At 40.1% G+C, this 20,688-nt stretch carries 16 protein-coding genes; 4 read left to right on the forward strand and 12 right to left on the reverse strand.

From position 1 onward, the window contains the following. The first annotated feature begins 69 nt into the window (after positions 1-69). On the forward strand, positions 70-1,824 hold the full coding sequence (locus AB3Y88_RS00805) for a hypothetical protein (RefSeq protein WP_367293351.1): 1,755 nt from the start codon (positions 70-72) through the stop codon (positions 1,822-1,824). A 13-nt stretch (positions 1,825-1,837) separates the two neighbouring features. Further along, on the forward strand, positions 1,838-2,941 hold the full coding sequence (locus AB3Y88_RS00810) for a serine hydrolase (RefSeq protein WP_056960765.1): 1,104 nt from the start codon (positions 1,838-1,840) through the stop codon (positions 2,939-2,941). A 175-nt stretch (positions 2,942-3,116) separates the two neighbouring features. Here AB3Y88_RS00810 and AB3Y88_RS00815 read toward each other — a convergent pair whose 3' ends face one another. From AB3Y88_RS00815 to AB3Y88_RS00830, 4 genes are all read right to left on the reverse strand, one after another. Then, on the reverse strand, positions 3,117-4,862 hold the full coding sequence (locus AB3Y88_RS00815; RefSeq protein ID WP_228888096.1) for a methyl-accepting chemotaxis protein: 1,746 nt from the start codon (positions 4,860-4,862) through the stop codon (positions 3,117-3,119). A 166-nt stretch (positions 4,863-5,028) separates the two neighbouring features. Continuing rightward, complete coding sequence (gene map, locus AB3Y88_RS00820; protein ID WP_056960763.1) at positions 5,029-5,826, reverse strand: type I methionyl aminopeptidase; 798 nt, start codon at positions 5,824-5,826, stop codon at positions 5,029-5,031. Between the two features lie 114 nt (positions 5,827-5,940). Next, positions 5,941-6,804 (reverse strand): metallophosphoesterase, encoded by an 864-nt coding sequence (locus AB3Y88_RS00825; RefSeq protein ID WP_056960762.1) that lies wholly within the window; start codon positions 6,802-6,804, stop codon positions 5,941-5,943. A 577-nt stretch (positions 6,805-7,381) separates the two neighbouring features. Beyond that, on the reverse strand, positions 7,382-11,035 hold the full coding sequence (locus AB3Y88_RS00830; RefSeq protein WP_367293352.1) for an MMPL family transporter: 3,654 nt from the start codon (positions 11,033-11,035) through the stop codon (positions 7,382-7,384). 206 nt (positions 11,036-11,241) lie between these two features. Between AB3Y88_RS00830 and AB3Y88_RS00835 the strand changes: the two genes are divergently transcribed. After that, positions 11,242-11,835 carry a TetR/AcrR family transcriptional regulator gene (locus AB3Y88_RS00835; protein WP_054756890.1) on the forward strand — a complete coding sequence of 198 codons (594 nt, stop codon included), beginning with the start codon at positions 11,242-11,244 and terminating at the stop codon, positions 11,833-11,835. Positions 11,836-11,957: 122 nt separating this feature from the next. Here the strand turns inward: AB3Y88_RS00835 and AB3Y88_RS00840 are convergent, their stop codons facing one another. The 6 genes from AB3Y88_RS00840 to AB3Y88_RS00865 form a co-directional block, all read right to left on the reverse strand. Beyond that, on the reverse strand, positions 11,958-12,164 hold the full coding sequence (locus AB3Y88_RS00840; RefSeq protein ID WP_056960760.1) for a hypothetical protein: 207 nt from the start codon (positions 12,162-12,164) through the stop codon (positions 11,958-11,960). Positions 12,165-12,243: 79 nt separating this feature from the next. Then, positions 12,244-12,591 (reverse strand): helix-turn-helix transcriptional regulator, encoded by a 348-nt coding sequence (locus AB3Y88_RS00845; protein ID WP_056960759.1) that lies wholly within the window; start codon positions 12,589-12,591, stop codon positions 12,244-12,246. Positions 12,592-12,784: 193 nt separating this feature from the next. Continuing rightward, positions 12,785-14,371, reverse strand: a complete 1,587-nt coding sequence (locus AB3Y88_RS00850; protein WP_228888128.1) for an APC family permease — start codon at positions 14,369-14,371, stop codon at positions 12,785-12,787. Between the two features lie 117 nt (positions 14,372-14,488). Then, the gene (locus tag AB3Y88_RS00855) at positions 14,489-16,012 is read right to left on the reverse strand and encodes a ClC family H(+)/Cl(-) exchange transporter (RefSeq protein WP_228888098.1); all 1,524 of its coding nucleotides are present in this window, start codon (positions 16,010-16,012) and stop codon (positions 14,489-14,491) included. 95 nt (positions 16,013-16,107) lie between these two features. Further along, positions 16,108-16,749, reverse strand: a complete 642-nt coding sequence (locus AB3Y88_RS00860) for a cation transporter (RefSeq protein ID WP_228888099.1) — start codon at positions 16,747-16,749, stop codon at positions 16,108-16,110. A 118-nt stretch (positions 16,750-16,867) separates the two neighbouring features. Further along, positions 16,868-18,004 carry an epoxide hydrolase family protein gene (locus AB3Y88_RS00865; RefSeq protein ID WP_228888100.1) on the reverse strand — a complete coding sequence of 379 codons (1,137 nt, stop codon included), beginning with the start codon at positions 18,002-18,004 and terminating at the stop codon, positions 16,868-16,870. 510 nt (positions 18,005-18,514) lie between these two features. Here AB3Y88_RS00865 and AB3Y88_RS00870 point away from each other — a divergent pair. Then, positions 18,515-19,054, forward strand: a complete 540-nt coding sequence (locus AB3Y88_RS00870; protein WP_228888101.1) for a DUF1440 domain-containing protein — start codon at positions 18,515-18,517, stop codon at positions 19,052-19,054. Positions 19,055-19,433: 379 nt separating this feature from the next. Here AB3Y88_RS00870 and AB3Y88_RS00875 read toward each other — a convergent pair whose 3' ends face one another. Both AB3Y88_RS00875 and AB3Y88_RS00880 read right to left on the reverse strand, forming a co-directional pair. Beyond that, on the reverse strand, positions 19,434-19,943 hold the full coding sequence (locus AB3Y88_RS00875) for a GNAT family N-acetyltransferase (RefSeq protein WP_228888102.1): 510 nt from the start codon (positions 19,941-19,943) through the stop codon (positions 19,434-19,436). A 41-nt stretch (positions 19,944-19,984) separates the two neighbouring features. Continuing rightward, the gene (locus AB3Y88_RS00880; protein ID WP_056960754.1) at positions 19,985-20,626 is read right to left on the reverse strand and encodes an HAD family hydrolase; all 642 of its coding nucleotides are present in this window, start codon (positions 20,624-20,626) and stop codon (positions 19,985-19,987) included. Between the last annotated feature and the right edge of the window lie 62 nt (positions 20,627-20,688).

The raw sequence follows: 20,688 nt of genomic DNA on the forward strand, positions 1-20,688 counted from the left end.
TTTGACTCGCATAGTTACAAGTAGCGTAAGCATTTATTTACAATCTTATAGTTGATGGGAGTCTCCAAAATGACCACTTTTATTAACAAAAAACAGTCTACTTTATTAAAGAAAATTATGCTTCAGTTAATTTTCCTTGCATTATCCTATCTCAGCGTATATATCTTTTCTTCCAAAGGATACTTTTACGGCGGCGGCGATATCAAATTCCACCTCTCGCGGATCACCGAACTCACAAATGCAATTCAGAATCATAATAATTTATTAGCACCTTTTAGTTTTTCATCTTTTCGGAATGTAGGAGCTGTTTCCCAACAGTTCTATCCCAATATAACATTACTGCCATTTGCACTCTTGCGGATTGTATTCCCGCATCCCTTACTTGCTTTTTATATTGGCATCATTATCTATACATATTTAGGGTTTATCGTTGGTTACTATGCGATGATGCGTTTTACTGGCAATAACGTGTTGCAATCGGTTTGTTTTACCGTTTTATTCAACTTTTCTGTCTACCATCTGACTGATATCTTTAATCGTTTTGATATTGGAGAATGGATTGCGCTGAGTTTTTTCCCGCTGGCTTTCTTAGGCGCATATGAATTGTTTTTCCGCAATTGGCACTCCTGGTATCTTGCGGCAATCGGGCTAACCTTAATAGCTTACAGTCATGTTTTATCCACGTTGCTTGCACTTTCAGTCTGCTTCCTTTTTGCTATTATTGCTTGCTACTGCAAAACAGGTGATTTACATGCTCGTGCCAAAGCAGCCCTAAAAGCTAGTCTGCTCACACTTGGTATGACCCTGTTTGAAATCGTTCCGATGATTGTTTTAAGTGTTCAAAACAAGATTCATTTTCCTAGAAAGTATAACCTCTTGCGCAGCCCTGGCGGCAAGCTGCCTGATATTTTCAGTTTTATTGGTTTGTGCCTTAAAAATCAGCTAAATATGAGTTTGGGAATTTTTGTACTCCTCATAATCATTGCTGGTGTTATTTATTGGAAAAAAATGCCCAAACTCTATCAAGTCAGCTTGGGACTAACAATTTTATTTACAGTCGTAACTACAACTATCTTTCCTTGGGGTCTGTTCCAGCACACTCCCGTTGCGGTTATTCAGTTTCCATGGCGCTTACTTGGAATTGCTGCATTTTTTATGGCACTTACAGGGTCATGGCTGTTAGAATATTTATGTACTACACCATTTTTCAGCAGACTTAACTTCGAATGGATTGTTTGCGTTGCAATCTTGATTGCCGCTTTTCCAGGCCTATGCGCCGCCTATAGTAGCCACGCTTATGAAGTTCAAACTTATCAGTTTATTAAACATGCTAAAGAAGAAAATACGCACGCCCGTTTTATTTTGCCCGGCAAATATTATTATAGTTATTTTTCAAATATGAATAACACTGCAGCGCATACGGACTATTATCCACAAAAAGCGTATGCGCAGCGCTACTCAATTCTGCACAATTTGATCTACAAAGCAGACGGCTCAACACAAAGAATGCCGCCGTTTAACTTTACGCATAATCATCTCTCTTTTAAGCTCTACAGTTCAAAGAAACAACTGATGAATCTTCCCCTGCTACACTATTTTGGTGATTACTATGAACTAAGTGTTAATGGACATGTCCAGCAAATTCGGCAGTCAACGCGGGGAACTTTTCTAGTAAATGTTGCTAAAGGCAAAAATACCATTAAGATCACGCTCAAAAATAAACCTTATCGGACAGTACTTCAGCTATTTTCCTTGGTTCTATGGCTCTTGACTTGCTTTTTGCTTTTTAAGTACAAACATACACATAAAAATTTAATTAGTTAAAGAGGTTTTTTTAATGTCTCAGGGGGAGTTGCACAAAACTCACTTTTTTTTCAAATGTCTGCTTGTTATTACACTTTTTTTGTTGATTCAATTGGGAAATGGCAAGCTTTCGCGCGCATCAAATGAAAGCAATCTAATCGCAGCAGACAATCAGCACATTACACTCACTTCAGCTAAAGTTCGAAAAATCGATAATGCTGTTTCGCGGGCAAAAGTTTGGGGAACGCTTTTAATCACCGCCAGTGGTTCAAAAAAAATAACTTATCGGACTTACGGCTATGCAGACTATCAGCATAAGGTGCGAAATACTGTAACTGAATTATATCCTTTATCGTCGCTGCAAAAAGCCTACACTGCTTTTATGATCGAACGCTTGGTTTCTGCCGGCAAAATTCGGCTCGATGAAAATATCTCTGCTTTTTATCCTCAGATCAAATACGCACACCAGATTACGATTCGTGAGCTATTAAATCACACTTCTGGGATTCAAATGGCAGAACCTGAGCCACGAGAAGTACTTCATGGCGATCAAGCCGCACTTAATTGGACAATTACACATTTGACTTCTACAGGCATTCACAAATGGAATTACAGTAATGCCAACTACACCTTATTGGCAGGAGTCATTACTCAGATAACAAAGCGCCCCTTCAGTACGGATTTAAATTCTGAGATTATTCAACCCTTGAATTTGAGAGAGACTTATATCTGGGATCAGTTACCAACCAGGAGCTTAGTCCCGGATTCTTATACTGCTACTAAGACTCCCCTCGCACCGTTCATGGGCACGCGGCCATTACTGTCTTCTGAACTTGGCTGTGGCAATCTTTATTCAAGTATTACTAATTACTATACTTTTATCAATGCTTTACAATCACAAAAGCTATTGAATCACGCACAGTTTGTTCAGCTAATGGGCACACATGCTGGCTATTCAGGCGGAATTTACTACTCCTCCTTTTTTCATCATGCTGAGGGCGCTGACATGAATTATCATACTTTCTACTATGGAACCAGTCAAAACAAGTTGACCATTATCTTTTTTACTAATCGCTGTGCTTCAATGACCACTGGAAACGAATTAATCAAAACCATTCACGACATTGTATTGTCGTAATTGCCGAACGGTTCAAGCTAAACAAAGACAAAAAGAGTGTTCCATAAGCCAAAACTTCTTGTTAGACAGAAGATTTTGACTTATGGAACACGTTTATCCGGAATAAGTAGCGGGGTTGTGCTGAAATTTCACTTTTGGTGCAGCCTTCTTTTCTTTGAAAAATTTGATACTCGGATTAATTTATTTTTTTATACTTAAATTCATTGACTAAGGCTAGTAATTGCGCAGCGATTTGCGACAATTCAGCTGAAACTGTGACAAATTCTTGCATTGTCTCCTTTTGCTGTCTGCCAGCTTCGCTAATCTTACTAGTATTAGCTGCAATTCCAGCTGCAAAGGAAGTGATGTGTGCGATTTCCCCTACTATGCTGTCCATTTTTGCATGTAGTTGTAAAATTTCGCGCGCAAGTCTAGCTAAATGCTGCGAGGTTTCATTTGATTTGTCTGAAATTTGTGTAAACGAGGCACTTGTCTGATTAATTAATGTAATTCCTGTAGCCACACTGGTTGCACCTGCGATCGTCTTTGCGACTGACAGTGCCGCATCTTTTTGAATCTTAGTAACAACTTCAGCTACTTCAAGTGTTGCTTGCCCAGTTTGTTCCGAAAGTTTGCGAATTTCATCTGAAACAACTGTAAATCCTTGGCCCTGCGTATTTTCTGATCGCGCTGCTTCAATGGACGCGTTTAAAGCCAGCAGGTTTGTTTGTTTTGAAATTCCATTGATCAAAGTCATAACTTGATCGATTGCTTTTGCTTTTTCATTTAAACCAGCTGCTAATTGCTGTAGTTCAGTACTATTTTGTTTAATTCTGTCCATTTGAGCAATTGTATTCTTAACAACTGTATTACCAGCCTGTGATAGACGTTTTGTTTTGTTAGCTTGATGTGCAGCAGTCTCAATATGAGTACTAATTGCTTTAAATTGCAGCGACATTTGTCCAAGATCCTCATTTGCTTGCTGTGTTAATACAGATTGCTGCGTTACGCTCTCGTTGGCCTCTGCAAGCTGAGTTGCGCTCTGGACAGTCGCAGCTTGAGCTTTTTGAGAACCCTCAATTAATTCCTGCGAATTAAGGGTTATTTTTTGGCTAGTGCTGGCGACATTGCCAATTAATCTTTGCAATTGTGCCACCATTCCATTAAAATCATGAGCCAGTTGGCCTAACTCATCATGCGCCGTAATTTCCAATGGCTTCAATGAAAGATCACCTTGGGCAACCTTTTCAACATGTCTACCGATTTTTTTAATTGGGATAGTTAGCCGGCGCACAAAGAACATTGTGATCATTGCAGCCAACAACGGCAAAATAACACTCAGCAAAATTACAAATTTATTCATTTCCCAAGTTCTAGCGCTGACAATTCCACCATCAAAATCAATCGCATTAATTGCAATGACCGCGCCTTTCCCAGAATTCTGCGACATTCCTGGCATTGAAGCCATTGAAGTAGATTGTGTGCGATAGACCGGCGCATATCCTGTAATGACCCGCCGGCCCCTAAGCTCATAGATTCCTGTGTAATATGTTTTGCCACTTTTGATTTGTCTAAGTGCTGCAGCTGAAAGCTTGAATTGTGTTCCTCTTTTAAAACCCAATTGACGTGCATGTTGATCTGCAACTATTAGCTTTCCTTGAGTATCCAGAATATAAGCTTCCGCAAAAATTTTTTTATGCTGCACAATCCAGTCTACCTGTTTTTCAAGCTTACTCTGATTCTCGAGCTTACCAGCCTTAACTTGCATTAGGTACTCAGGAGTTTCAATTCCCGTTGTGATACTGGCACACCCAGTAAGTTCTACGCCAGCTGATTTCAACGTTTCTCGATAGCTGAAAAAATAATTTGTAATTCCAAGAACTGCTACGCTAAAAAAAACGATTGCTGTCACGCTTAGAGTCATCTTTTTAGTAATGCTCATCCAATTTTCCTCCATTCAAAGCTGCCCTTATACTTCTAATCGGATTGAATGAGCTTTCAGTTAAGTAAGAATTAAAAGTTTAATTTACCAAAAAAGCTTGCTTGTTTGATTCCCGCAGATTCTTGAGAATTCAAACAAACAAGCTTTTTATTAACTAATATTTTCTTTAAAGCAAATATTTTTGATCAAAGACATTATCTTGAGACGTCAAAATCTTAGGTCCTGTTGCAGTAATTGCAAGTGTGTGTTCAAATTGAGCGGCTAAACTGCGATCAGCGGAAACATAGTACTCCCAGTCAATTTTGGGCATAACTTTTGTCTCAATGTGACTCGAACCGCCCGCATTGACCATTGGCTCAATCGTAATCACCATTCCTGCACGCAATCGCAGACCATGGTGCGGACGCCCATAATGAAAAATATCAGGTTCCTCATGCACGGATGGCCCAATTCCATGGCCGATCAATTCACGCACATCACCCATGTGTGCTTGATTTTCCACATAATTTTGAATAGCGTACCCAATATCACCGACTCGATTACCAACTTGTGCCTGTTCAATTCCCAAGTAAAGCGCCTTATGGGTCACAGCAAGCAAACGCTCAATTTCTGGCGTGGATTCACCCACAACATAGGTCCAAGCTGAATCACTCTGATAACCTTGCCAATTAACGCAAAAGTCAACAGTTACCACGTCATGGTTTTTTAACTTCAAGCCCTTACGCGGAATTGCATGCGCCACCTCATCATTAATACTAATGCAAGTCGCATATTTATAGCCATCCACCCCTTTTTCCGAAGCAGTCGCACCATGTGCTTGAATAAAGTTATCAACTAATTGTTCAATCTCCCATGTGTCCATTCCGACAACAATTTTATCACGCAGCATCCGATGCGCTGCGGCTAGAATGGCACCTGACTTGTTCATTCCAGCAATTTCACGTGCCGATTTTAAAGTAATCATGTAACTAAAAAACTCCCTTCCCAAATTACCAATGAATCTATCCTACCACTTTTAGTAATTTTCAACAGCCCAATCTTCTTAGAAAAACTATCACTAACTTGCTGGTTTCTTAAATTAATGATCAACTTGAATTGATTGCAGACTCGTAATAAATTCCTGTGCAACCCTGCGATATCCTAATTCTTCGTTGATCTTTTTTAAAAGTGGCTGATTATGCGTTTCAATTTTTCCAGTCTGAACATTTTTTTGATACAGCTCCATGTAAGGAAAATTTTGTGCTGCTGCTTTTTTGAGCTCGATTTCGCCATCATACGGAACTCGGCGAAAATCAACTTCAGTAATTCCCTCAGCAGTCACTGTCAATAACAAATAACTTGCACTCCGATTTTGCATTAACCGCGTCCGTGAAAAAAAGATTTCTCCTACAGAACCGGGATTCAAAATTAGCTGGCCTTGTTGTGTATATCTCCAAATGGGTGTATGTGTATGCCCATATAATGCCACATCGACCTTAGGATCAAGAGTTAGCTGGTCAAAATTGGCCTGCGGTTGTGTTGGCTGCAAAGCCGGTCCATAGTTTTTAGTAGGTAGATTATGTGTCAATGAAAAAATTCTGTTATAGCGCTGCTTTTGTGCTGTGAGGGGGAGTTTTAATAAACGTTGATTCCAGTACGAGCCTAAGTGTTCATACTCATATTTTGCAAGCATTACAAAATAGACATCACTCGGATCATTTATATTAAAAACCTTTTTAGTTAGCACTTCATTATAGCTTGCTTCCCAGTTTCCCATTAAAAACTGTGTCGTATTTTGTTGCGCAAGGAGTTCAAAACATTCCTTTGAGTTTGCCCCTCCAAAACCGATATCTCCCAGTGACCAAAATTCAGCAGCTTTTTGTTCCAGTGCATCTCGAATTACAGCTTTCAATGCGGTTGCATTCCCGTGACTATCTGAAACGATTGCGATGCGTGAGTTCATCCTCAATTCCCCCAAACTCTTTATTAATTACTAATTTTGTACTGCGCACAAACCACTAGCTGAGTATAACATAAGTGCGACTAGTAAATCGAAGTGCCGACAAGCACCGTTAGCCTTTGAGCACGTTAAGATAGAAGTGCGTAAAGAGGCGTTAGGTTTTGAGGCTTAGAGTTGGATCACGGTGGTAACTGAACTTGTTACCGGTGTGATTCACTCTAAACACAGAAACCTGCCTTTTGGAGCACATTAAAAGAAGTGCCGACAAACACCGTTAGTCTTTGAGCACTAACAACAAATTACAAAATAGACGGGCTGTGTCTATGCGTAATTTGAGGTTAGGCGCAGAAGGCTGGTGATTGGAGCACGTTAAATCGAAGTGCCGACAAACACCGTTAGCCTTTGAGTGCTAACAACAAATTACAAAATAGAGGGGCTGTGACAAAATTTAACCTTTGTCACAGCCCCTCTTTTATTCCGTCTGACTTCGAATTACTCATAGCAAAGTACTCGCTATGTTCGTAATTTCGAGTTAGCACTCAAATTTTCTCGACTTATGTCACACTCTCGTAACCTTATTTTATTTTTGCTTTTTTTCTGTCTCTTTGAACTTCTCTTCATCGTCCATTTTATCCTTCAACGGATAAGTTAACCGAATAAGGCTTGGAATGATCGTTGGAATTGCAAATACCAAAATAATGAGACCGATGATCACAACCAGTGCAACTTGAATTAATGTCAACACACCTGATGGAATCAGTGCGGCAAAGGTCCCACTCAAAATTACAGCTGCTGAGATTACAACAGTTCCAATCACAGCTGAGGCCCGCACAATTCTGATAATTGGTGTCCCTGTAAAATTACCAAATTCGCGGTACTTCATCATTAAGAAGATACTGTAATCCACCCCTAAGGCAATCAGCATAATAAAGCCAAAGAATGGTGTATTCCAAGTTAGCATGCTCTGTCCAAGAAAAGCACTGCTGATTAGCTTCGTGATACTTAGGGACATCACATAAGCTAATAAGAGTGTCCCTAGGATATATAGTGGCTGCAACACTGAGCGCGTGATAACCATTAATGCAATCAAGATCCCGATTAACATAATAGTTGCAGTTCTCAAGAAATCATTTGATGCAGTTTGCTGCAAGTCATGAGTAGTCGAAGTTTGTCCTCCGATTGCGACCGTCGCACCAGCAAGTGCAGTGCCTTTCAATGATTTTTGAGCCTGGTCTTGAATAGTTGAAATCTTGTTCATCGCACTTTCAGAACTTGGATTTTCATCCAGAACAATCGTGATCTTCGTTGCATTGTAATTGCCAGACATATAAGCTTGCAAACTTTGTTTATAGGTCTTACCCTGCAAAACGCTCTTAGGAACATAATACGTTTTAGAAGCCGCAGAATTTTTCAAGCCTGTCAGATAACTATTGGCTGAACCAACACCTTGCTTAATTTTCTGCGTCCCGTTGCTTGCAGTGCTGAGCCCGTTTCTAAGGGTTTGCATCTGACCCACTAATCCTTGCAAAGAATTATACATCGTTTGTTGCCCACTATTGACGGTTGTCAATCCAGCGGTCAACTCACTCTGTTTTTCTGCTAACTGCTGATTGCCAGCAGCTAACTGTGCTGTCCCATTAGTCAGAGTTCCTGAATTTGAAGCCAGCTTATTTGCACCTGCAGTTACACTAGCAACACCGCTAGTATACTGACTTAACTGACTAGCCATCTCGTCTGTGCCAGAGCTCAATTGACTAAGCCCACTGGCAACTTGTTGTGAACCACTGGTGAGTCCTGTTTGCCCAGTACTTCCATTAAGTGCACTTTTAATCTGTTGCATTCCCTGAACAGCTGAACTCAATTTATCCAATGCCTGCATTGAAGCCGTGTTTGCTTGGATTGAACTAGCCGCCAGCTGATTGAGATTAGACAATTGTGATAATTGTGAACTAAGAGCATTTAATTGGTTCAATTCAGTGTTTAAGCTGTTTCCGGCTGTAGTAAGAGCACTAAGATCATTTTTCAAACTCGAAGCGGCGGTCGTTGCACCACTTAATTGCTGTACATTAGACTTTGCAATCGAACTCATTACAGTGGTTAAGGCAGCTTTTTGCTGTGTGTTTAATGCCGTCCCAGTCTGTGCAATTGCAGCAAAAATTTCATTTAACATTTTCTGCTGTGTAGCTGCATCCGAATTGCTGCTTGCTAGACTCGTTAACGCAGTCTGCAGCGTTTGCGCATCATTTTGCGCCTTTGTACTCGAACTCGTCAATGCCGTTGCAGTTGTTTTTATACCGCTAATATCCGGTAAATTGGTGCTACCGGTTGATTTTTCAAGTTGGGCCATTGCACTATTCAACTCGCCTAACTTGCTTTTTAGCTCCTGAATCTGTGCCGTATTGCCTGTCCCTGTAGCTGCGTTAACTTTACTTTGCAATTGTGCTAATCCGGCTGCTACTTGTTGCGAACCGCTTTGCAGCTTCGCGACACTACTATTAAGTGTCCCCACACCTGTCGTTATCTGGGACTGCTTGCTGTTCAAAGTATTGAGTGCGTTGTTGAGCGTATTAATTCCACTGGTATAAGTCGTGGTTCCTTGCTGCAATGCAGACGCCCCATTAGCAAGTGTCGTTGCACCACTACTTAACTGTTGACTCCCGGACTTAAGTGTTGCCGTCCCACTAGCCAACTGTTTTGCACCCGTAACACCCTGTTGCAAGTTTGCATTTCCTAGTTGCTGGTTGGCACTATTCAACCCAGTTCCAATTTGGTTTAACCCACTACTTGCAGATTTCATACCGTTAGTAACTGTCTTTAGCTGTTTAGTAACGTACAAGCTACTAATTTCAGAACCGCCTGGTTGTGTTACAGATGCAACTGTTTTTACACCAGCAATTTTCTTAAGCCTGCGTGTTAGCGCGTCAATCTCCTTCAAGTCTTTCTCATTGTTTAAAGGATGATTGGTTTTAATATACAGTGTTGAAGGCTCAGCTGTCCCTTTAGAAAAATGTTTCTGGACTACTTTAAAGCCCTTTTTAGCTGGAATCGAATCGTTTAATTCTGCAAGCGTATCATAGTTAAGCTCATTATGATATGTCGCAAGAAACGGAACCCCAATTACTAAGACAAGCGCGATTGCAATGAATGGATGCCTAACCGCTCGCGTGGAAATCCCGTGCCACAAACGACTACTACTGCCGCTACCAAAGTTCTTAGTCGGCCAAAAAAGACGCCGCCCTAAAATCCACATAAAAAATGGGTTGAGCGTCAATAAAACTAGTAGCAAAACTGCTACGGCCACTGCAACTCCCACTGCTGAACGATAAACAGAAAAATTGGCTAATCCTAATGCTGTAAAACCAATCAAAACTGATGAACCACTATATAGGATCGTGCGTCCTGCAATCCGCAACGCATTCCTAGTGGCCGTAATCACGTCTTTTTCGCGACTAAGTTCTTCTTTATATTGATCAAACAGCAGAATATTGTAATCCGTTCCTATCCCAAATAAAACCACAACCATAAAGACTTGGGTGAAATTTGAAAGCGGAAAGTTAAATTTCTCAACAAGGTTCATCACAACACTTAACGAAATAATGAAAGATACCCCGACCGAAAGCAATGAAACAAGTGGCGTAATTGGCGACCGGAAAACCAAAGTTAAGATAATGAAAATAAAAATCACAGTGATTAACTCAGTCTTCTTTAAGCCTTGTTCTGTCTCTTGAATAAAATCATCATTCAAGATGTCGCTGCCTGTAACATAAGTTTTAACACCTTGGGTTTTAGCCCCAGAAGTGATCAACGTCTTCATTTTCTTAACGGTTTGTTGTTTGTCGACCATCAATTGTAACAATTCAGTTGACTTATCCTTCGAGATCAACTGTTTCTTGGTAGCAGCATTGTCATTAGCTGCTGTCACATCTTTGATCCCATACTTTTGCTTGCTAGTCTTAAAATGACTGACAGTTTGTTTAATTCTGTTCTTTTGTGCTGTTGTCAATGGCGAACTGCCATTATTAAAGACCACAACTACTTGACGCGTATTTCCCTGACCACGTCCCCAATTGTCTTGAATTACCTGTGCAACTTGGCTCTTAGCACTACTTGGCAGTTTCATTTGCCCCTTGTCACGCACTAACTGCCCCACATTAGGTAATAAAATAACTGCAGCACACATTATAAGAAGCCAGACAACTGCTTGAATTATGAACTGTTTTTTACTCCCTCTCATCTCGTGACTTCTCTCCCTTAAAATTTTTAGATTGCTGTCAAAATGTAGTACAACGTCGTGACATCTTTACAACAATGTGTTTAAATGATACTAATATGTTAGAATAAAGAAAGCTATTTTTCAACCAACAGCTAACCAACAGGTGTTTTTAAATCAACATTATTGCTTAAATCGTTGAATTTATGCTAAAAAAGGAGCAAGTTCTAATGGCGGGAACAAAAAATAATCGACGTGTACAGATGACTAAACTCATAATTCAAAGCAGTTTAATTGATTTGCTACAAGAAAAAACATTGAATGCAATTACAGTAACCGAATTATGCAAAATTGCAGATGTCAATCGGGCTACATTTTACGCCCATTATCAGGATATTCCTGATTGTATGCATGAGATGGAGCAGGAAACGACTGAAAAATTACTGACCATTATTAATCGACGCACTAGTCCAGATTCTTTAAAAAATGTTTTGACCAGTATTTTAGAAGTCGTCAAAAAACGCTCAGCAGTCTCACTTTTTGTGCTGACAAACGATCCAGAATTCTTAACACAGTTTCTAACAAACGCTAAAAATGAGATTCTAAAAAATGACCACGAAATCAAGACATTCCCTTTTAAAAATAAAACCGAAGAACACTACATGTTTGAATATTGCTTAAATGGAATTATTGGCGCCGTTCGCTATTGGTTAAAAACCGGTCTCAAAGAATCACCCGAAGAGCTTGCAAGCTACATCGATAAATGGGTCTATGGTGATGAACAATTGCATTTTCGCAGCGTTGTTTTACGTGGAAAAGATTAACCACACCATCATTGTGGACGAAACACATCTTATCCAAAAATTGCTAGTCATCAAAAAAAAACTGCTCCAAGCAACTGATTAAATTCAGGTTTGCTTGGAGCAGTTCTTTTTACGCCTTGCTGCTAATCTATCCGATTGAAAACAACGTATTGACTCTTAAGCGAGATTTTACTAACTGTGTAACCATACGTCAGTAGTTCCTTTTTGTAACTCAAAAAGGAATGGTCCAATTCGATCCCCGCTATTTTTTTAATCTTCGCAAAGCTCAACTTAATCTCTGGTTCCCTTTTATTGCGAAAGTATGCCCACAAAGTATCATATTTGCTCATATTCTCGATCCTCTCCATTAACCTAAAGGAATTTGGGGAAATCAACTAGCCTGTGTCTCATACCTGGTACTTTCTTATCTTAATGGCCATGTTTTTGCCCACGCATCACATGATCTGCATGTTCAATCATTTCATTAATAACATCTAAAATATGGGGATCATCTAAGCGATAATAGTTCGCCTTGCCAACTCTATGTGCACTGACCAGTTGGTGCTGCCGTAAAAGCGCTAATTGATGCGAAATTACTGACTGCTCAATTTGCAGTAAATGCCCGATTTCTCCCACATTTAATTCTTTTTGTTCTAATACATTCAGCATTTGAAGCCGAATTGGATTGCTTAACAGCTTAAAGATCCTTTTAGATTCGGCCAAATGGCGCTCATCAATCAATTGGACCTCAGTTTGGACGTGTTCTTTTCTCTTCACGTAGAAATAACGCCTCCTCACTTATAACGTGGTCTACTGAGCTTCAGTTGCTTAATAGCGCTTAAGCTCTGCGTCCCAATCTAACTACATGCTATCACATAACCGCATATTTGCCTGCTTTTTCTTTTAAAAACAATCCAAAATTAGCAAATTTGAAATTCAAAGCGTAAAAACAGCTAAGCTGCAAACGAAATTATTTCTCCTCTTGAGAGGATTTTTGACCGCCTTTTCTTTTGGTCAAGTTGTTAACTCTTTTTGCCTGTTTAAAATACTTGGTAAATAAGCGGCTTTCTGTCCCCCAATGATAAAAGAACAGGGAAACTACTATCACGACCAGAAAATCAAAAGGATACGGAATAATCCCCAATCCGTTAAAATCCTTGCTGCCAATGAACGAAATCAAGGTTAAAAATGCAAGGTAGAAAATCATCCAGAGACTTCCTGCAATTTGTTTTTTAGTCTTAAACCAATCAGTTTTCCATTCATAATAAATATAAAATGGAAGCCCAATCAAAATCACCAAAATCACCTGAATCGTAGTCGGCCACATTGCCCAGTAAACTGCTAGTGAAGAAAGTACAAAGGCTAAAGGTGCCATAAATTTTAAGTTAGAATTTTTAACCGGTCGATTAAACTCCGGTGCCATTTTACGGAAGGAAACGACTGTCACCGGACCTGTTAAATAGGCAATCAGTGTCGCTGTGGAAATTACACTTGCAAGTGTTCCCCATGAACGGAAAATCGAAACGAGCACCATACTCAACAGTGAATTTGTGACAATTGCTACTCGTGGAATTCCAAGGTTTTTATCAACTTTCCCAAGAAAATGTGGAAGATGCTTATTGTCGATCATCGCAGCCAGCGCACGCCCAGTTGAAGCTACAAACGAAACGCCAGTTCCAAAGGGTGACACAAAAGCATCCATGTACAACAAGACAGATAACCAATGAATTCCCAAGAGAATTGCTAAATCGGCAAATGGTGAATTAAAATTGATGCCGCTCCAACCTGCTTTGGCAATTGTTTGCGGTTCTAAGGCAGTAATAAAGACCGCCTGTAATAAAATATAAATTACAGCACTGATTAACAATGAAAAAACGATACCTCTTCGAATATTCATCTTAGGGTTTTCGATTTCACTGCCCATATTAATGACCGTTTGAAATGCATTAAACGAGAAAATAATCCCTGAAACAGTCGTTGCTCTAAAGATTGCCGAAGACCCATACGGCATAAATTCATGCAGGTTAGTTCCAAAATTTTCAGGATGAAAGCTTGAAAGAAAGAGCATTAGAATCGTCAGCACAGGAATCCCAATCTTGAAAATTGAAATAAAGCTTGTGAATCTAGTCAACAAAGAAACTGACCAGTAATTAAACAAAGTAAAGATAATGATAAACAGAAAAACTACGAGCAGCCCTGTAGTAGTGATTGTGCCATTTTTAATAAAAGAATGGGTAAAACTTGCCCAACTCCATGGCCACGATCCCATATATTGAACAGCCGCAACTGCTTCAATTGGGATTAAAGTAATTAAAGAAATCCAGTTCGCCCAGGAGGCGATGAAACCCAATAAAGAACCGTGTGTATATTGTGCATACTTGCTCATTCCACCTGATTCTGGCAGCATCGTTCCCAGCTCGATATAGTTATACGCGATTACACCAATAATCACGGCACCTACGACCCATGAAATAATCGCAGCCGGGCCCGCGACTTTAGTTGCTTCCCATGATCCAAAAAGCCAGCCTGAGCCGATTAACGACCCGAGTCCAAGCATCACAAGGCTAAACAAACTGATTTTCTTACTTTTTGCGTTAATAAAATACTCACTCCTTTAAAAATTGACAATACACGTTTAAGTATAACACAATCTCTAAAGACCTCATGATGGTAGTTAATTCAGGCGTGCTAAAGCGGTAGAAACTGCTGCTGCGGTCGTTGCAGGCACAAGCAAAATTAACTTATCACCGGGTTGAATTATTAAATCCCCTTTACCTAATAATTCATTTCCGTTGCGCACCACTCTGGTTAAAATTACCTGTGTTGGCCACGGAATCTCCTTAACTTCCCGATCAGCAAAACTGCCTGCAGGTGAGACACTAAGTTCAACGCGTTGCAACTGAGGCTTTTCTCGTTCCTTTAAAACAGTGTTCAATCCAATTCTGGCAGCTAGTGACTCATATATAGGTGCCCCACCTAAAAGATCAACGAAGAGGTAGGCAATCAAAGAAACAAATGCCAGCGGCAAAAGGTGTGCAAGCGAACCGACCATTTCAGCAATTAATAAAATTGCAGTGAAAGGCGCTTTACTGATACAAGCAAAATAGCCTGCTAAAGAAAAAATAATGATATTAGGCAGATAAACTGCTGGCAAAAGCTGCAAATTAACTGCACTCCTGCCGACTGCCAGCCCGATGATTGCTCCAAGGGTCAGAATTGGCAAGAAAATTCCACCCGGACTTCCGGAACCAAACGAAACAGCTGAGAGCACAAAGCGCACTAAAAAAAGCAGCAAAATAATTTGCAAATTGCTGTTACTTAGTGGCAAACCTTTGATTAAATTTTCTCCGCCTCCTAATAAGGTCGGTGCCCAGATTCCAAGTGGTAAGATGGCAACAAACATTACAATCGACTGCCATTTGCGTGGAATCCAACGCAAAAAGCGATAAAAAATCCCGGTATTCAAGGTCACTTGCTGGTAAATAATCCCTAAACCGCCAAGCAAAAGTCCTAATAATACTAAGATCCAATAATAACGTAGTGGGAAACTTGCACTGTAGTGAATCGCAAGTACCGGTTCAAGTCCAAAAAAGTGATCTGTCACCAAATCAGCAGCTAAAGCACCGCTCAAAGCCTCAATCCATAACAAAACTGAAAAGCTATGCGCCACTTCTTCAAGGATAAACATTGTCCCGGCTAAAGGTGCACCAAACGCCGCAGAAAGTCCTGCGGCTGCCCCAGTTGCCACTAAGAGGCGCCAGTCAGCCTTAGACACTTTAATTTTTTCTGCATAAATCTGTCCAACTGCAGCACCGAGTTGCACAGAAGGCCCCTCACGTCCAAGGAATCCACCAGTCCCGAGCGCTAAGCTGCCAGCAATGAACTTGCTGATTAAAACAGAAACCGGATTCAGTTGCAGGCGATCTACTAATTGCAATTCAACTTCTGGTATTCCTGAGCCCATAATATGTTTTTCATGGGTGATAAACAATCCAATTATCCAGGTTAAACATAGCAGTCCAAAGACTACCAGACATGCATCATAAACCGAAGTTCCAGCTAAATGATAGCAGAATTTCCAAAAAACTAGGAGTTCGCTAATCGTGTAACGAAAAGCACTCACAACCAAGCCAACTAAACTTCCAACGATAACTCCGCGAAAAACCGCCCTAATTCTAATCAAATCTCTTTCTTTCATAATTATGTATTTATCTCCTGTAAAAACTATTACATCTTAATCCAATTAAAACACAAAAAAATAAAATACCTGCTCCAATGCAGCTACTTTATCTTCTATTCGTCCTTTTTTTCCTGTGCTAATCCCTCATGCAGCGCTTCGCGGCCTTCATTCATAATGAAATAGCATAAAAATAAGGCTGCTGTCGCATCCAGCCACCACCAGTTAAATAATGCTGTAAACAAGGTCCCGATTAGCACAGTTGCAGCCATATACGCGCAGGTAATATTACACATCCCATCCTCAATTAAGGCTTTCGAATGCAAAGCTTTGCCTAGACTTCTTTTTTTGTGTACTAAAAAAGGCATTAAGAACACCGCAGTAACCGCCAGCCCGATTCCCATCAGACTATCTTGCGCCCCTTGATGTGCAGTTAAATCATAAATTGAAATACTAAAAATATAAATTCCAAGCAATAGCAGCACACTGCCAACCACTAAAGATGAACGACGCTCTGCAATTTTTAGGTCACTTTCAGTCATTCCCGCAACTTCCGCTTTGTGTAACCGCCAAATCAATGTCAATCCGGCAATAATTTCAAGCAGACTATCAAGACCAAAAGCAATCAAGAGAATGGATCCGGCCCTTATTCCTGAATAAAGGGCCACTAAAAATTCAAGAAACATCCAGCCCACTGAAAAATATTCAGTTCGCAGACTTTTTTGTAGTAATTTACTGTAACTAGTTTTTACTTGCATGTTCAGACCTTCTTACCGCTGACACGACAGCTTTGCATGTTTTTTATTTCATATGTGCATATTAGCATTAAAATTACTTACAGTAAATCAGGGCAGACTTTAGCTTTGGGTTTGATATTTACAGCAACTTGAGCTTATGCGTAAAGTCAAAAAGGTCGGTTGCATATTCTTGGGGATTTTCCCAAGCAGTAAAATGACCACCAGATGACAACTTAGTCCAGTGAATCAGATTAAAGTGAGCTGCTACCCAGTCCTTGGGCGGTAACAAAAGGTCTGCCGGAAGTCGACATACTCCCGTCGGTACGGTAAGTTTTCCCAATGATTTAAGCTGGTGGGCATTCTCATAGTAAAGTCTGCCTGCAGTTGCACTTGAATTTCCGAGCCAATAAAGCATGACATTCGTTAAAAGCTCATCAAGTTTCCACGTTGTCTGACTATCGCTCCAAGCATGAAATTTTTCTAACAACCAAGCGGCCAAACCGGCAGGTGAATCTGCTAAGGCAAATGCGAGTGTCTGCGGCTTAGTTGCTTGCAAATTCATGGATGCAGCTTCCGTGCGCAACCACGTCTGAACCTTTTTTTGATAAATGCGTAAATCTGCTTGATCATCTGGCTGCGGAGCTAAAAGTTCCCTAATAATGCCAACATCATTTAGATAAAGACCTAGCAAGTTAGCCGGATTATCAGCTGCCAAATAACGTGAAATACTTGAACCAAGATCTCCACCTGCTGCAATAAATTTTGAATATCCTAGTTCTTCAGTCATCAGTCTCTGCCACAATGCTGCAATTGTAGCATTGTTAATTGCGGGAACGGCCGCAGGATAATTAGAAAAACCAAATCCAGGTAAAGAAGGAATCACCACGTCAAAGGAAAACTCCTGTCCGTCTGCAAACCTTCTCTTTTTGGTCAAAAGCGGCAATACTTTAGTGTAGCGTAAGAAACTATCCGGCCATCCATGTGTTAAGATGATCGGGATCGAGTTTGAACTTGCACCACGTTCATAAATAAAATGTACTCTAAAATCACCCAGAACCGCCTGAAAATTCTTGAAGCGGTTAAGTTTGACTTCCTGTTGCTGCCACCTAAACTCAGTACTCCAATAACTGATCAGTTTCTGAAAATAGTCACCACTCATGCCCTGATCCCAGTCAGACATCTCTAATGCCGCTGGAAGCATGGTTTGCCGGAGCCTTTTTTTGAGAAAAACAAGTTGCTCTCCTCCGATTTTAATTGTTAATGGTTCAATTGTCATTCCAATCCCCCCAATTTCTGCTAAGATGCTGTAACTATTTCGGCAAGTACTTTTTCTGAATACTGTGTCCTTGTTGCTTAAAGAACTTGCCCCGCCATAATTTATCATTTTTTAAGGAATATTTTTAAAGGTGATCGGCGGCTTTGCATCTAGGAGCGGACTCAGCGTTTCAAGCTGGTTACCTTGGAAAGCAAAATAATTTGAGCGCTAGTCATCTCCAGTATAGACTTGTACTCCTGTGGCAATGCCTTGCCAAATACTTAAAGTGTCCCATTCGTTTGCTAAGCATGCCTTGATTCGTAGCGAACTTAACCTCTATTATAAGATTTATGTTAACCTTAGCATAAGAATTTTTCACTAGCAAAAGATGCGCTTAAAGAGGTCTTGTGACTTTTTTAGTTAATTATTATAATAACCAATGTTAAAGCTTTAGTTGCAATCATCATACTTGATAAAAAAATCACATAAACCTATAATGATCACTGTTCCTAAATTAACGAGGTGAATATCATGTTTCAAATTTCTAAACCGCATGCTCCATTTGGTGCAATTGTTGCCAAAACACTTTGGTATGGTTTAATTGCTGGAATGATTTCCGGAATGGTCAAAATTGGTTGGGAAACATTGCTCCCACCACGAACTCTAGCCCGAAACGCCACAAATCCACCGCAGCATTTACTTGAACAGCTTGGGATGTCGCATGCAACAACGCATGCATTTGTGTATTATTCTACCGATCAGAAGGTCTTCTATGTTGCTCTTATTATTCATTTCGCCTTCTCAATCGTTTTTGCAGCCCTATTCCTATTTCTTGCGCAGTACTGGAGTAAAGTTACACTCTGGCAAGGTGCAGCTTATGGGATTGCTGTCTGGGTAGCTTTTCATCTGATTATTATGCCTGCAATGGGGACTGTGCCCGCAGCGTGGAACCAGCCATTTGATGAACATTTTTCTGAGTTCTTTGGTCACATCGTCTGGGCTTGGTCAATTTATGCAGTCGGTTATTTTTTGGCCGCAAAAGACAAAAAACATACTCTTGAAAATCTCTGAGGAGATAGTTACTAAAAATTAAGGGGCTGTGACAAAAGTTAAATTTTGTCACAGCCCCTCTTTTATTCCGGATAAACGTGTTCCATAAGTCAAAATTCTCCGTCTAACTTCGAATTACTCATAGCAAAGTACTCGCTATCTTCGTAATTTCGAGTTAGTACTCAAATTTTCCCAACTTATGTCACACTCTCTCTTTTATTCTGGATAAACGTGTTCCATAAGTCAAAATTCTCCGTCTAACTTCAAATTACTCATAGCAAAGTACTCGCTATGTTCGTAATTTCGAGTTAGTACTCAAATTTTCCCAACTTATGTCACACTCTCTTAATTTTTACAGATAAACTTTCTCACAGCCTTTCAGGCCGAGTCCAAAATTAAATTAATTACTTAGAGTTTTTTCAAAGTAAATCAGATCGTAAGCGACATCGAACTTCTGCAAAGCATTTTTTTCGACTCTCACGTAGTGAAAACCATTTTTTTGCAGTACCTTTTGAGAAGCCACATTCATTGCTGCACAAACACCTATGATCTGCTTTAAAGCATAAGTCCTTTTTCCATAAGCAAGAAGCAACTGCAAGGCCTCTGTTCCATATCCCATTCCCCAGTACTCCTCAGCAATTCCATAGGCAACCTCACCTGTTTTAGCATTTTGATTTACGACCAACTGACAATTTCCAATCAACTCTCCGTTTTGCAGATAAATGCCAAAAAAATTGCCGCTTTGGTTGTGCCTTGCAATAAAAGCCTGGGTAGTTTTTAGATCAGTAAATGGTCCATGTTTAGTAAATTTGCTCAAATTAGGATTCTTAAAAATTGCATATTCTTGCGGCGCTAAACTTACTGGTAAAAAATCTAATCTAATACGTTCCTTACTCTCATTACTAACCATGCTAAAAACCTCTTATAGTGAATTCCAGTATTTTTATCGTCTTATTCAAGTTCTAATAACTGGTTAACTTCTGACACTAAATAATTGGGCTTTTCCTTTTGTAAAAGTGCCAGATCATGTGCCCCCCAAGTCACACCGCAGGTTTGTACATTTGCTGCCTTTCCCATCTGCAAATCATAGATTGCATCCCCGATCATGACGCTTTCTCTTTCATTGAGTTGAAACCCCTCAAGTAAATTTAAAATTCCATCTGGAGCGGGTTTAAAGTGTGCTACCTGATCAGAACCGCAAACACTCTTAAAGTATGGTGCGATTGCGAGACGCTCCAAGTTGCGTTGCAAAGCCACTGAATGTTTGCTTGAAACCACAAAAAGCGTTCGCCCGTCGTTAAAAAGTTGGTGTAAAACATTTTCCATCTGGGGGAACAATGAGATGCTGTTCATTTCCAGATCTTTATAGTAGCTGCGAAAAGTATCCAGCAACTCGGCAAAGCTTTCGTCTGAAAAATCTCGATCTGCCATTTTTTTAAATGAAACTTCAATTGGGATTCCCATATAGTATTGTACAGTGGCAGCCGTCGGTTCTTTCAAATTAAAGTCTCTAAAAGCAGCTTGAGTCGCAAGTACAGCTGTTTTGCCTGAGTCAGCCAAAGTGCCGTCAAAATCAAAGATAAAGTTTTGCATGGTTATTTCCTCTCCGGATAAGATTAAATGTTCAGTTAAGTATAATACAAAATTCTTCCTAA

The sequence above is a fragment of the Liquorilactobacillus satsumensis genome (assembly GCF_964065465.1).
Taxonomy (GTDB): domain Bacteria; phylum Bacillota; class Bacilli; order Lactobacillales; family Lactobacillaceae; genus Liquorilactobacillus; species Liquorilactobacillus satsumensis.